Origin of the sequence: Streptomyces graminilatus, assembly GCF_001418565.1 — a bacterium.
Lineage (GTDB): Bacteria > Actinomycetota > Actinomycetes > Streptomycetales > Streptomycetaceae > Streptomyces > Streptomyces graminilatus.
In genome coordinates this window covers 36330-51038 of sequence record NZ_LIQQ01000054.1, presented here as the reverse complement: position 1 = coordinate 51038, position 14709 = coordinate 36330, and the positions used below count along the sequence as shown (strand labels likewise).

Annotated in this window: 4 protein-coding genes and 1 pseudogene; 4 read left to right on the top strand and 1 reads right to left on the bottom strand. The window is 67.2% G+C overall.

Annotated elements, in window-relative coordinates:
• Window positions 1–689 precede the first annotated feature (689 nt).
• Complete coding sequence (gene ltrA / locus AOK08_RS06340) at window positions 690–2444, top strand: group II intron reverse transcriptase/maturase (protein ID WP_055524445.1); 1755 nt, start codon at window positions 690–692, stop codon at window positions 2442–2444.
• 120 nt (window positions 2445–2564) lie between these two features.
• Window positions 2565–3011 (top strand): annotated as a pseudogene (locus AOK08_RS06335) (IS30 family transposase); the annotation flags it as partial.
• A 1508-nt stretch (window positions 3012–4519) separates the two neighbouring features.
• Here the strand turns inward: AOK08_RS06335 and AOK08_RS44440 are convergent.
• Window positions 4520–5116, bottom strand: a complete 597-nt coding sequence (locus AOK08_RS44440) for a 3-deoxy-7-phosphoheptulonate synthase (protein ID WP_241826851.1) — start codon at window positions 5114–5116, stop codon at window positions 4520–4522.
• A 53-nt stretch (window positions 5117–5169) separates the two neighbouring features.
• Here AOK08_RS44440 and AOK08_RS06325 point away from each other — a divergent pair, with 53 nt between their 5' ends.
• Window positions 5170–8085 carry a LamG-like jellyroll fold domain-containing protein gene (locus tag AOK08_RS06325; protein ID WP_055524440.1) on the top strand — a complete coding sequence of 972 codons (2916 nt, stop codon included), beginning with the start codon at window positions 5170–5172 and terminating at the stop codon, window positions 8083–8085.
• Between the two features lie 107 nt (window positions 8086–8192).
• On the top strand, window positions 8193–14612 hold the full coding sequence (locus tag AOK08_RS06320) for an RHS repeat-associated core domain-containing protein (protein ID WP_241826849.1): 6420 nt from the start codon (window positions 8193–8195) through the stop codon (window positions 14610–14612).
• Window positions 14613–14709 lie beyond the last annotated feature (97 nt).

Genomic DNA, 14709 nt, shown 5'->3' with positions numbered 1-14709 from the left:
GCGACCGTGCGACACGAAGTTGCACGAATTTGAGTGGACTGACCGATTGGAGAGGCGGCTGATGGTGGGGCCGTAGGTACAGTCACGGGTCCGTGTCCGTACGACCCGTCCCCGCCCTTGACGTGCGACGCCGGTAACGGCGTGGTGCGGAGCTCAGGGGAAAGCCTAAGGACTCCCGTTCCATCCGGGAGTCACCGGCAAGGGGAAGACCGGACGGGTGAAGTCACATGAACTCCCGATGATGCCTCGTGATCCCAAGCCCCGCCGATGGGAAGTTTCAGCGGGGTGCATGGCTGGCCGCTGAGAAGCGGCAGGCGCTGGCCGGCAGAGGTCGCTCCGGCCAGGTGGACACCGCCGCCTCGGGGTAAAGGGAGCACCCACCCCGGTCGTATCTCATTCGTGTGGAACGTGGAAACCCCGTTGGGGTCCGGGCCGTCGTGGCCCGGTCGGCCGACCGCGAGGAAGGCTCAACTCCCCAGCGGGAACAGGATGGCCCAAGAAGCCAATGCCGGAAGCCGAAAGGAAACGGGAACCCGGGGCACGATGACCGGCCTCTCCGCCGGTCGCCCCGCATAACCGTCCGGATACGGGTGTGCTGCCCGGACTCGAAAGGGTGCTGACGTGGGCCAGGTGAGCCTGTGCGGACTCACTGGACAAGGACGATGGAACCGAGGGGCAAGTTGGACACCATGACGGACGCGGCCGGAGCGGTCTCGGCCGTCCCGCCCGCCGTCGCGACGGTGAACGGACCCGAGGACGAGGACCTGGACTGGGCGTCGGTCGACTGGCGCCGGGCCGAGGAAGACGTACGGCGTCTGCGGCAGAGAATCTTCACGGCATCGCAGGCAGGGGACCTGAAGAATGTCCGCAACTTGCAGAAGCTAATGCTCCGGTCCCGGTCGAACACGCTCCTGAGCGTGCGGCGGGTCACGGAGATCAACGCGGGACGCTCGACGGCGGGAGTCGACGGGAAGGTGGTGCTTCTGCCCCAGTCCAAGGTCGCGCTGGCCGACTGGGTCCAGCACCGTGCCCGGCCGTGGATTCCCAAGCCCGTCAAGCGGGTGTTCATCCCCAAGCCAGGGACGACGAAGAAGCGCGGACTCGGGATTCCCGTGATCGTTGACCGGTGCCTGCAAGCTGTGGCACTCGGTGCACTGGAACCCGAGTGGGAAGCGCGGTTCGAGCCGAAGTCGTACGGCTTCCGGCCCGGCCGCGGCTGCCAAGATGCGATCGGGGCCATCTACTCCACGCTCAACGGGAAGAACCCGCAGCGTGTGTGGGTGCTCGACGCGGATCTGACGGCGGCGTTCGACCGGATCGACCATGAACGGCTGATGGCCGCGCTCGGCACGTTCCCCGCCCGGGGACTGGTCCGGCAGTGGCTGAAGGCCGGGGCGGTGGATCGAGGTCGGTTCGCCCGGACCGAAGCGGGGACTCCGCAAGGCGGAGTGATCAGCCCGTTGCTCTTCAATGTGGCCCTGCACGGGATGGAGGAAGCCGCAGGGGTCCGCTACTACACGACCGGCAGGGATGCCGGAAGTGCGCAGAGCGGGAGCCCCGTGCTGGTGAGGTACGCAGATGATTTTGTCGCGATGTGCACCAGCCGTGAACAGGCCGAACAGGTCAAGGAACGACTGGCCGCATGGCTGACGCCCAGAGGGCTCGCCTTCCACGAGGACAAGACACGCATCGTCCACGCCGATAGCGGGTTCGACTTCCTGGGGTTCAACGTCCGCCGCTATCACGGCAAGTTGCTGATCAAGCCGAGCACAGCGGCTCAACGACGGGTCCGGGAACGGCTGAGTGCCGAGATGCTGGCCCTGCGAGGGGCCAACGCGGGAGCGGTGCTCAAGAAGATCAACCCGATCGTGCGGGGTTGGTCGGCCTACTACCGGACGGTGGTGTCCAGCGAGGTCTTCACCGCGCTGGACAATCACATGTGGAAGCTCGCTTACAAGTGGGCCAAGCACAGCCACCCGAACAAGCCGAAGCGCTGGATATCCGACAAGTACTTCGGCCGGTTCAACAAGTCCAGGAAGGACCGCTGGGTGTTCGGCGACCGCGACAGCGGCGCCTACCTGCTCAAGTTCTCCTGGACGAAGATCGTCCGGCACCAGTTGGTCAAGGGCAGGGCGTCTCCGGACGACCCGGCGCTTGAGTCGTACTGGGCCGAACGGCGTCGCAAGGGACCGCCTCCACCGGTCGACGGCATGACCGTGTGCCTGCTCCAGGCACAGCAAGGTCGTTGCCCGATCTGCGGAGGGCTCCTGTTGCACGCCGATCACCCGCCGCGAAGCCCGCAGGAGTGGGAAGGGTGGCGGGCCGTCATCAGGAAGGCGATCTCCAAGCAGTACATCGCTTTCCCGGGCGGCGGCTCATCAGGCGATCAACGGCTCCGTCTCCTTCACACCCTCTGTCAACGGCGGATGGAGCCGCCGGACTGACAAATCCTGCACCTTCTCCTGACCGCGAGCCCCTGAGGCTTGCTTGAGCCGTGTGCGGTGAACAGCTGCTTGCACGGTTCTGAGGGGGCGGGGACGCAGCAATGCGTCCCCGCTACCCGACTGATCATCGGAAAGAACGGCAAGTCCGCCATCGGCACACTCGTCGAACGCTCCACCCGCTACCTGATGCTTGTGCACCTGCCGGACGGCCACACCGCCCATGCGACCCGCAACGCGCTCGCATCGACCGTCCAGGTCCTCCCGGGCCATCTCTGGCGATCCCTGACCTGGGACCAGGGCTCAGAGATGGCCGCCCACCGGTCCTTCACCGTCGCGACCGACATCCCGGTCTACTTCTGCGACCCGGCAAGCCCCTGGCAGCGCGGCTCGAACGAGAACACCAACGGCCTGCTGCGGCAGTATTTTCCGAAGGGCACCGACCTCACCACCCACACCCCCGAGGACCTGGCGGCCGTCGCCGCCGAACTCAACAGCCGCCCACGCAAAACGCTCGACTGGGAAACCCCAGCCGAGCGCCTCGCTAAGCTCCTGGCCACAGCCAGTTGATCACCTGTGTTGCAACGACCCCTAGAATCCGCCCAAGATGGGGGGCCAAGGTGCTAGTGCGAGCGTCGGTCACCGGCGCCCTTCTAGATCGCCTCGACGATGCGGTCCGCGCCTTGGGACCAGGTTGCCGAGACAGCTCTGGAAATCACAGCGTCAGCCGGACACCCGCTCGATGTTGTTATCGGCGCCCGGCTGACGTGTTCGCCGCTCAGTCTTGGCGGATCCCTCGCTGTGAGTCATCCGGGTCATCTTCGGACGGCCTCTGGAAGTCCTTACGAGCCTTTCGCAGCTCTCGGGCCAGCTCCCGGAGCTGGCGCAAGAATCCGATGAGCAGGATGACGAAGAGAGCCAGAAGGCTAAAACTTTCGATGATGAATCTAGTGACTGAGTTCCAGTCCACTGGTCCGAACGCTTGCACGATCATCCTCATAGTGGGGCCGCAGCCCCACAGTGAGGGCTAAGCGGCAGTGGCCATGACTTCCTGGTCGGGAGTCGGCCGAGAGGAGGGCGCCCCTGGGACAATCGGGGAGGCAAGCCCTAGTACGCCGCAGGGCGAGGTGTCGTGGGGAGGGACGCAGCCTAGGAATCCGTATTGAGAGCTTACGTGCTGGTTAAGTGCACGCTGAGCGGCAGCCTTGATGCCGCGAACCGTGCTCTCGGCTCGCCCAAGAGTCTCCATGACTTGGTGACGCTCGACCGGCGAGAGGTGTAGGACGGATGGCCAGGACCTCCAGAGATCGAGGATTACCTGCTGCCCGAGGCTGTAGGCATCCGTCCAGAACGACGTAGGGCAGGGACGCGGGTCGAGCCCGTAAATGATTCCGGACGTTACAGAGGGCAGTCCGGTGTCTCGCTCAGCCCCAGTGAGCAGGTCCTCCGTGAGTTTTTGCGCGGCCTGCGAGTCGTCTCTGACGAGGCGAGCGAAGTCGTTAATCGCGGTGAGGACATGATCCGCCCGAAGCGTGAACTGCAAGTGCCGGCTAGCACGGCCGAGATCCGTGTAGTTGGACAGCTCCGGCAGGCCAGCATGCCCAAGCCCACTGGGGGTTGAGGCTGGATCCTGTCCGTGCGACATGGTCACAGACTAGTTCACTGGCTAGCTCGGCGTCTTCGTGTCGGGTGGTCAGCTCTGGACGGCGTGGAGCGGGTCTCAGTTGGGGTCTCAATAGCCCCTCTGTCTGGGGGAGTCCGTCGGCGTCCGACGATGTACGTGAGGGGCTGTGACCTCACCCTTCTCTCAACGAACGGACTGTGCTGGACGCCCCCGGACCAAGATCGGACAACTCGTAATGCGTAGGTCTCGGGTTCGAATCCCGAAGGCGGCTCCAAGGCGAACCCCAAGTCAGGCCTCTGACTTGGGGTTTCTTGTTTTGGATGACCTTGGAATCGACCCAAGTTGTGCCTCTAGGGTCTGTGCATCGTAATGCGTGTGTCGGGGTTCGGTTTCCGTGACCGTTTGGACGGCCTGAGCCTCTGAGGTGGGCTCTTGCTCATCCGGGATGGGCGGGTCAGGCCTGCGCGATGAGGTTCGGTGGACATCCGGTGGACAGGTGTGTCTGACACTCCGCCAGTGGCCTGGTTGCACCTGGACCGACGGGGTGAAAATACGACTGTCTTCGATGTGGCGATCGGAAGCGGCGGGACTGTCCGGTCCGGACAACTTCAGCTCCGACGCGGTCAGGTACCCGTCTGCGATGCCGTCGTATGAGTGGCAGGAGCCGGTGCACGTCTTCGCGCCGAAGCAGATGGTGAAGGTCAGCCGTCCGGGCACGTCCTCTGGATTCAGCGCCGTCCGGCTCAGGGCGATGGCGTCTTCCGGTGACACGGTCGGCCCCAGCCTGACATCGATGGGGGTTGTGCGCAGCCTGCGTGAGGCCGGTGTGGGCTCCACCCTGCTGGCGCGTCGGCTCTCCGATCACGATCCAGCGGAAGTGGGCGGATCCGCTGTACGTGCCGTGCGCGTCCTCCCGCACCAAGGGCCGTTCGTAAGGCGTGAGTGGTGCGTGCGGTGTGGGCTGTGGGGCGGTTTGCTCTCGAAACACCCTTGATTCGGTAAAGGAAGTCCCATATGTTTCCTTGGCCACTGCTGTACGGCATGGCCACATCATTTTCATAGCGGGCTCTGGGGAGAGCTCTCACGGGGGAAGGAGCAACGGGAATGACCTCCCGTTGGAACCGGCGGCCTCGCGCTGCCCGAAAACTCGGCGTGCTGCTCGGCACCGCCGTCGTACTCACTGGAACAGCGGGAACACCGGCCATCGGTGCGCCCACGACCACGGCCTCGACCAGCACCACCGGATCAACCAGCACCACCGGATCGACCACGAACAGCACGCCCGCCGAGGCGTCCGCTTTCGCGAAGGCCGCCGCCACCGGCGAACCCGTGGAGATCGTCGACCGGCGGGCCGAGGACGAACTCGTCTACGCAAACCCGGACGGCTCGCTGACCAGTGAGACCAGTGTCCAGCCGCAGCGGGTGGAGCGTCCCGACGGCAGTTGGGAGAAGGCGGACGCGACCCTGGAGCGCCGCCCGGACGGCACGGTCGGGCCGAAGGCCGCCGTTGTCGACCTGGCCTTCGCGGCGGGCGGCTCGTCCGATTTCGTCACGCTCGGCGAGGACGGAAAGTCCTTCACCCTGAGCTGGCCGAAGCCGCTGCCCGAGCCGGTCCTGAACGGGGACACCGCTGAGTACCGCGAGGTGCTGCCCGGCGTGGACCTGCTGGCCAGCGCCTCGGTCACCGGCTACTCGTACGTCCTGGAGGTGAAGACCCCCGAGGCGGCCCGCAGTGAGGAGCTGGCCGAACTGCGGCTGCCCGTACGGTCGCAGGGTCTCGACCTCGGCACCGGACCGACCGGCGGCCTCCAGGCGGTCGACGCCTCCGGGGAGCGCGTCTTCGGCGGACAGGCACCCAAGATGTGGGACTCCGCCACCACCGGGGTCCCTGCCGACGCCGTCCCCGCCTCGGGCACGGACACGCCCGCGCAGGAAGCGCCCGACGCCGGCGCGAAGATCGCCGACATGGCACTCGACGTCTCCGCGTCCGCCGTCACCGTCGAGCCCGACCACGCCCTGCTCACCGCGACCGACACCGACTTCCCGGTCTACATCGACCCCGAGGCCGGGATGTCCAAGAGTGAGTGGCTGTACGTGTCCAGCGCCAACCCGGGCACCGAGTTCCACAAGTTCAAGAAGGACGAGGGTGTTGGGCGCTGCTCGGCCGACACCATCGGCGGGATCTACTACGTGTGCAGCGGCTCGCCGTACACGAACCGCATGTATTTCCAGTTCGCCACGAAGGGCTGGAAGAACCGGACGATCTCCAAGGCGGTCTTCCAGGTCTACGAGACGTTCGCGTTCTCCTGCGCCAAGAGCGCCGTCAACCTGCACATGGTCGCCGAGGGTGGTGTCGACTCCGCCACGAACTGGAACAACAAGCCCAAGGACGGCGACCTGCTGGTCGACAAGAACGTCGCGTACGGCCGGGGCGACAGCTGCAGCCCGGACGCCCCGCCCAGCTGGGTGCACTTCGCGGACAACGCCGACGAGAGCAACGAGAACCTCACCGCCTCCGTCCGCAAGAAGGCCGCCGGCGAGGACCCGATCGCCTTCTCGCTGCGCGCCGCCGACGAGGACGACCCCAATTCCTGGAAGCGGTTCCAGGGTGACAACGCCAAACTCGTCGTCACCTACAACACCCGCCCGGACAAGCCCACCGGTGAGCGGCTGACCAACCCGGACGAGAAGACCTGCACGACCGACAACACCAAGCGGCCGTGGATCCGGGACGCGACCCCGACCATGTCCGTCACCGGTACCGACGCCGACTCCCACACCGACGGCAGCGGCCAGAACCTCACCGCGACCTTCCAGGTGGGGGACCAGGACACGAGCCGCCCCCTCGTCTACGAGGGCAAGGACGGACCGCAGAACGAGGGCAGGTTCGAGAAGGGGATCCCCGTCAGGGAACTCAAGCACGGCGGGGGCTACCGCTGGCGCGCTCAGACCTACGACGGTTCCACCGGCAATCTGAAGGACTCCGGGTACTCCCCGTGGTCCGACTGGTGCGAGTTCGTGGTGGACGTGGAGCGGCCCGACACCGAACCGCACGTCCAGCCGGTCGCGGGCGAGGCCGACCTGCCGGCGGGAGCCAAGCGGCACTTCACCTTCTCCGCCAACGGCAACTCCGACTCGGTGTTCAAGAACGACGTCGAGTTCTACGAATGGGACCTCGGCAACGACACCCCCACCCGCAAGGCTGACCCGCCCGCTCTCGGCGGCAAGGCCACCATCGAGGTCGCGCCGAGCACCTTCGGACCGAACGTGCTCTACGTCCGCAGCGTGGACCGGGCCGGCAACCGGGGCCCGCTGGAGAAGTACTTCTTCACCGTCGACCGCGCCTGCGCCGACGCCCTGGCCGACACCTGCGCCGCCGCCGTCTACGGCCTCGACCAGACCTCCGGCACCACGGCCCCCGACGCCTCCGGCCACAACCGGACGCTGACGGTGAAGGGCGCCGACTGGGTCGCCGGCCACAACTCCGCGACCACCCCGGCCGACAGGGCGCTGCGCTTCAACGGCACCACCGACCACGCCACCGCCGTGTCCCCGGTCCACACCGGCCAGGCGTTCACCGTCTCGGTGTGGGTGCGGCCCACATCGCTGGCCAAGAACATCGCCGTGATCAGCCAGGCGGGCAGCCAGGGCAACGGCCTCAACCTCTACTACTCCACCGCCTACAAACGCTGGATCTTCGGCCGGCACACCAGCGACACGGCGGACTCCGGCCTCGTACGCGCCATGGCGAGCAGCGAGCGCCCCGCGACCGTGAACAAGTGGGTCCACCTGGCCGGTACGTACGACCCGGTCGCCCGGAGGTTCACGCTCTTCGTCGACGGCGAGGAGCAGGGCAGCGCCACCGTCACCGATGTCTGGAACGCCGGCAAGGGGCTCAACATCGGTCGCGCCCAGTACGGCGCCGACTGGTCCGACGCCTTCGCCGGTGACATCGACGACGTACGTGTCGTCCCCGGCCTGCTGTCCGGCACGGAGATCTTCCGGCTCGCGAACAATTGACGACCGCTGACGACAACTGACGGCTGCCGACCAGAGCCGTCCACCCGGGTGCCCGGACCCTCCGGCACCCGGGCACTTTCCATACCCATACGGGAGGGGGAGCGCGCGTGCGCGCATCTCGCAGACACAGAACACACCCCTGGGCCAAAGCCCTCGGTGTCACCCTCACTTCAGCCCTGACCGTCACCCTGCTCCAGGGCACCCCGGCGCTCGGCGACGACCCCGACGACGCCCGGGAGCAGCGGCGCCCGAAGACCCAGGACGTTGCCTCCACCCCGGTCGTCGAACAGGACGGCGAGGTCACCCCGCTCAAGCACACCAAGGGGTACGGCAAACCGCTGAACCTCAAGGCCAGTTGGCCGAAGGCGGGCACCGCGACCGTTGACCTGGCGGGCTCCGGCAAGCGGAGCGCGCAGTCGGGCGCGAAGGCCGGCTCGCTGCCGGTCCGCGTCGGCCCGGCCAAGGGCGTGACCCGCTCCGCGATGGCCGCCGTCACACCGGCCCGCGCCAAGGTCGACGTCCTCAGCCACGCCGCCGCCCAGAAGGCGGGCATCGACGGACTGCTGCTCAAGGTGGCCCGCGCCGACAGCCGTATGTCGGCCACGAACGGCAGGGTGTCCGTCGAGGTCGACTACGCGGCCTTCGCCCAGGCATACGGCGGCGACTGGGCCCAGCGGCTGCGGCTGGTCGAACTCCCCGCCTGCGCGCTGACCACGCCCACGGCGGACAAGTGCCGCACCAGTACCCCGCTGAAGACCGACAACGACGTGCGCGCGCGGAAGCTCATCGCCGATGTGGCCGCGCTGTCGGCCGCCAAGGCCCCGCTGCTCGCGGTCGCGGCGGGGGACTCCGGCGGTTCGGGCTCGTACGCCGCGACCTCGCTGGCGCCCTCCGCTTCCTGGCAGGTCGCAGCGCAGACCGGCGGCTTCACCTGGCAGTACCCGCTGCGCGTCCCGCCGGCCGTCGCGGGACCCTCCCCGCAGCTCGGGCTCGGCTACAACTCCGCCTCCACGGACGGCCGTACGGCCTCCAGCAACAACCAGACCTCCTGGATCGGCGAGGGCTTCGACCTCAGCGCCGGCTACATCGAGCGCTCGTACCAGGCCTGCACGGAGGACGGCCACGACGAGGCCGGGTCGCAGAAGTACGACCTGTGCTGGCACTCCGACAACGCCACCATGAACTTCGGCGGCCGGGCCGGTGAGCTGGTCAAGAAGGGCAAGGACCAGTGGCGGCTGAAGCAGGACGACGGCACGCTCATCGAGCGTAAGTACGACGGCTTCAACTCCGACAACAACCACGAGTACTGGGTCGTCACCACCACCGACGGCACCCGCTACCACTTCGGCAAGGGCAAGCGCGAGTCGGAGGCCGCCGACGCCGAGAACACGGGCTCCACCCTCGAAGTCCCGGTCTTCGGCGACGACAAGGACGAGCCCTGCCACGCCGACACCTTCAAGGACTCCCGCTGCCAGCAGGCCTGGCGCTGGCAACTCGACTACGTCGTCGACGTGCACGGCAACTCGATGACGTACTACTACGCCACCGAGACCAACAAGTACGACAGCGTGCGCGGCGACAAGGTCGTCTCCTACGACCGCGGCGGCTACCTGAAGCGGATCGAGTACGGCGAGCAGGAGGGCAAGGAGAACACCACCGTCGCGCCCTCCCAGGTCGTCTTCGACGTCGCCGAGCGCTGCGAGGGCGCCGCCGCCGACTGCCAGCCGGGCGACCTGAAGGAGTCCACCGCCAAGCGCTGGCCGGACGTACCGTTCGAGCAGATCTGCACCTCCGACACCGAGTGCAAGGACCAGTGGTCCCCGACCTTCTTCTCCCGCAAGCGGCTGTCGAAGGTCACCACGCAGGTACTCGGCTCCGACGGCAAGACGTACGGGGACGTCGACGAGTGGGACCTGGCGCACAAGTACCAGAGCGCCGACACCACGCACGCCCCGGCTCTGTGGCTGGAGTCGGTCACCCACTCCGGCAAGGACGGCGCGAACAAGCTCCCGAAGGTCACCTTCTACGAGCGCCAGGACGCCAACCGGGTCCACGCCGACTCCCACGACCGTCTGCCGATGTACAAGTGGCGCATCCGGGCCATCCAGTCGGAGACGGGCGGCACGATCTCGGTCAACTACAAGCCCACCGAGTGCACCCCCTCCAACCTCCCCACCCCCGAGACCAACACCAAGCGCTGCATGCCGTCCTTCTGGTCGAAGGAGGGCACGATCGGGGAGAAGGAGGACTGGTTCCACAAGTTCGTCGTCGACACGGTGATCGAGGACGAGGTCACCGTCACCGGCCCGAACAAGGTCACCTCCTACGACTACTCGGGCGCCGCCTGGGCCTTCGACGACAGCGAGCTCGTCAAGACGAAGAAGAAGACCTGGAACCAGTGGCGCGGCTTCCGCTCGGTCACCATGAGGACCGGTGAGGCGGGCAGTAAGCAGCTCCGCACGGAGACCACCTACCTCCAGGGCATGGACGGCGACCGGGAGAAGGAGTCCGGCGGCACCAAGTCCGTCACGGTCACCGCCTCCGACGGCACGAAGGTCCGCGACGACAGCCGGCACCAGGGCTTCTTGCTGGAACAGCGCACTTTCAACGGTGGTGCGGAGGTGACCGGTTCGGTCAGCACCCCGTGGAAGTCCGAGCCCACGGCGACGGAGGGCAAGGACGAGGCGAGCTTCGCCGCCGTCAAGGCGACGAAGACCCGCACCGCCCTCGACGACGGCAAGGTCCGCCGCGCCTCGATCGAGCACTTCTACGACGCGTACGGCATGCTCGTCCGCTCCTCCGACTCCGGCGACCTCGCAGTCCCGGACGACGACACCTGCACGACGAACGAGTACAACCGCAACACGGACGCGAACCTGCTGACCCTGCTGAAGCGGGTGACGGTCGTCCCGGTCAACTGCGACGACGGCGCGCCGACTTCGTACAAGGGCGAGGCGATCTCCGACGTCCGCACCTGGTACGACAACCGTGACACCTACGGGACCACGCCCACCAAGGGCGATGTGGTGCGCAGCGAGAAGGTCAAGGGGTACGCGGACGACGGCACCCCGCAGTACGTGACGACGTCGACGGCCAGGTACGACGTGCACGGCCGTGTCGTGGAGTCCGCCGACCAGGCGTCGAACACGACGAAGACGTCGTACACGCCCACGACCGGCGGTCCGGTCACCGGCATGAAGGTCGAGGATCCGCTCGGCAACACGACCACGTCCACGGTCGACCGCCGCTGGGGCCTGGTGATCGCCACGGTCGACCCCAACAAGCAGCGCACCGACCTGGAGTACGACGCCCTCGGCCGTCTGCTGAAGGTGTGGCTCCCGGGCCGAGCCAAGGCGACGGCCACGCCGAGCCTCGAATACGGCTACCTGATCCGCAACAACGCCCCCGTCGTCACCACCACCAAGTCGCTGCTGCCGAACGGCTCGGTGGCCACCAGCCACCAGCTCAGCGACGGTCTGCTGCGCCCCCGCCAGACACAGACCCCGGCCGCGAACTCGGGACGGGTCATCACGACCACCGAGTACGACAGTCGCGGGCTGGCGGTCAAGGAGATCGGCCCCTTCTACAACACGGCGGCCGTCGGCACGACGTTCGTGAACGTGGCGGACGCCTCCGAGGGCACGCCCCGGGAGACGGAGACGGTCTACGACGCGGCGGGCCGGGCGACCGACTCGATCTTCCGCGTCGCGGGCACCGAGAAGTGGCGCACGAAGACCGCGTACCACGGGGACCACACGACGGTTGACCCGCCGGCCGGTGCCACGCCCACCGCGGAGTACACCGACGCCCAGGGGCAGACGACCAAGGTCCTGGAGTTCAAAGCGAGCTCGCCGACAGGCGCGGCGGACACCACGTCCTACGACTACGACGCGGCGGGCCGCCTCGTTGAGGTCAAGGACCAGTCGGGCAACCTCTGGTCGTCGAAGTACGACGTGCGCGGTCGTCAGACCAAGTCCGTCGACCCGGACGCCGGTACGTCCTGGATGACGTACAACGACCTCGACCAGCTGAAGACGGTCCGCAACGAGCGCGAGACCACCCTCTCCTTCAACTACGACAAGCTGGGCCGTCAGCGCTCGCTCTACAACGGCGACAAGAAGCTGACGACCTGGGAGTACGACAGCGCCACCGTCCCGAACGGCCAGGGGCGTCTGGCATCGGCCACCAAGTGGGTGGGCGACACCGCTTACACGAGTTCGGTCGACGCCTATGACGTGGCGGGCCGCCCGACGAAGACGTCGGTGACGATCCCGGCCGTTGAGGGCAAGCTGGCCGGCACCTACACCTCGACGGCGTCGTACAAGCCGGACGGTTCGGTTGACGACGTACGCATCCCGGCGGCCGGTGGCCTCCCGGCGGAGACGATTACCAAGGGCTACACGGCGACCGGCCTGCCGTCCTTCACCCTGGGCGACTCGACGGACTATGCCCGCGAGACCCGCTACTCCAACTACGGCGAGCTGCTCCAGCTCACGCTGGGCACGGCCAGCGCGGACAAGTACACCTGGCTCACTAACACCTATGAGGAGGGCACCCGGCGGCTGGAGCGCGCCCGTATCGACCGGGAGATCGTCAAGACCCCGGACGCCGACATCACCTACGGCTACGACGCCACCGGCAACATCCAGAGGATCGCGGACGCGCCCGAGGGCAAGACGGCTGACGTCCAGTGCTTCGCCTACGACTATCTGCGCCGCCTGACCGACGCGTGGACCCAGACGGCCACCGCCTGCGCCCCCAGCGCCGGTGAGGCGACTGTCGGAGGCCCGGCCCCGTACCGGCACTCCTACGAGTACGACGTAGCGGGCAACCGTACGGGCGAGGTCCGCCACGCCACCGGCACGACCGGGGCCGCGGCGATCACGCAGACGACGACGTACGTGCCGAAGGCCACGGACACCAAGGGCGGCACACATGCGCACGCCCTGAAGTCGGCGGAAGTCCGCACGGTCATGCCGGGTTCGGGTGGCTCGTCGGCGAAGGAGGTGACGGCGGCCCAGTCCTTCACGTACGACGAGGCGGGCAACACCGTCCGCCGCACGAAGGCGGCGACCGACCTCTCCCCGGCGGTCGACCAGAAACTGGACTGGGACGAGGAGGGCCGCCTGAGCGCGGTCACCCCGTACCTGTCCGGTGACACCCTGGACGAGGCCAACAAGACCTCGTACGTGTACGGCCCGGACGGAAGCCGCCTGCTCCGCAAGGAGAAGGGCGCGGTCACGCTGTACCTGGGCAGCCAGGAGATCCGCCTCGACACGGCGAAGAACACCCTGTCGGGCACGCGCTACTACTCCCACGGCGGTCAGAAGATCGCGGTGCGGACGTCGGCCGGCGTGACCTGGCTGGTCGGCGGCCAGAACGGCACCGCGGAGATCGCCATCAAGGCGGCGGACTCGGCAATCACACAGCGCCGTACGCTCCCCTTCGGTGAGGTGCGTGGGGCGAAGCCGGCGGCGGGCGCGTGGCCGGGTGACAAGTCCTTCGTGGGCGGCACAGCGGACGCGACGACGGGTCTGATCCAGCTCGGCGCCCGCGCGTACGACCCGGCGACCGGGCGTTTCGTCTCCGTCGACCCCATGCTCAACGTCGGGGACCCGCAGCACCTCAACGCATACGCCTATGGCCGTAACAACCCGCTGGCCTTCCCGGACCCGACGGGCCTCTACTGGGGCGAGTCCTGGCTCAGCCCGCTCGGCCACGGTGCCCTCGATGTCATCGGTCTGGTGCCCGCTTTCGGTGAGCCGGCCGACCTGCTCAACGGCGTTTGGTACACGGCCGAGGGCAACTACATCGACGCGGGTCTGTCCTACGCTTCGGCGATTCCGATCGCGGGCTACGGCGCGACCGCGGCAAAGGGAGCGCGGTACGTCGACAAGGCCGTGGACGCGGTCGACGCGGCGACGGACACCGTCAAGGCGGCCGAGAAGACAAAGGACGCTGTCAAGAACGCCGAGAACGTAACGCCGCCGTCCACCCCCAAGCCCAAGCCCCCGCCCAAGCCGGCGCCTCCGGCCAAGGCCAAGGAGGCCCCGGCGGCCAAGAAGGGAGACTCCGGCGGCAAGAAGGACGACGGCGCCGGCGGGAAGAGCGACACGGCGGACGGTCCGAAGAAGACGGACTCGAAGGCGGGTGCCAAGGACGGGGCCGACGAGCCGGTGAAGCTCTACCGTTCGCCGGGCGAGGGAAAGCGAGCAAGCGAGAGAAACGGCTTGAGCGTCAAGAACCATGCGGGGGACCATCCCACGGCATACCTCTCCAACATGCCGGAAGGTGCTGCGCAATATGCCGGAAACGGGCATGATCCCGGGTTTCACGTCTTCACGATGAAGCCCGGATTTAGAGAGGCATTCGGTGATCTCGAATTCCCCCTGCCGAACAAGAACGGACTGAATGGGGTTACCGAGTGGAGGATTCCTTCGAATAGGTTCGAAGAGTTCAACTCGTACATTGATCACGCCAAGACGGAGTGGTGGTACTCCGAGAAGGGCCACTTCTTCCCGTCGTAGCAAGTCAAACCGATGTTCTAGGATGGGTGCCTCCGCTGATCTTCACGGAGGCACCCATCCGGCGCGCCGGCTGAATATACTAAGAAATAAAGAGGTT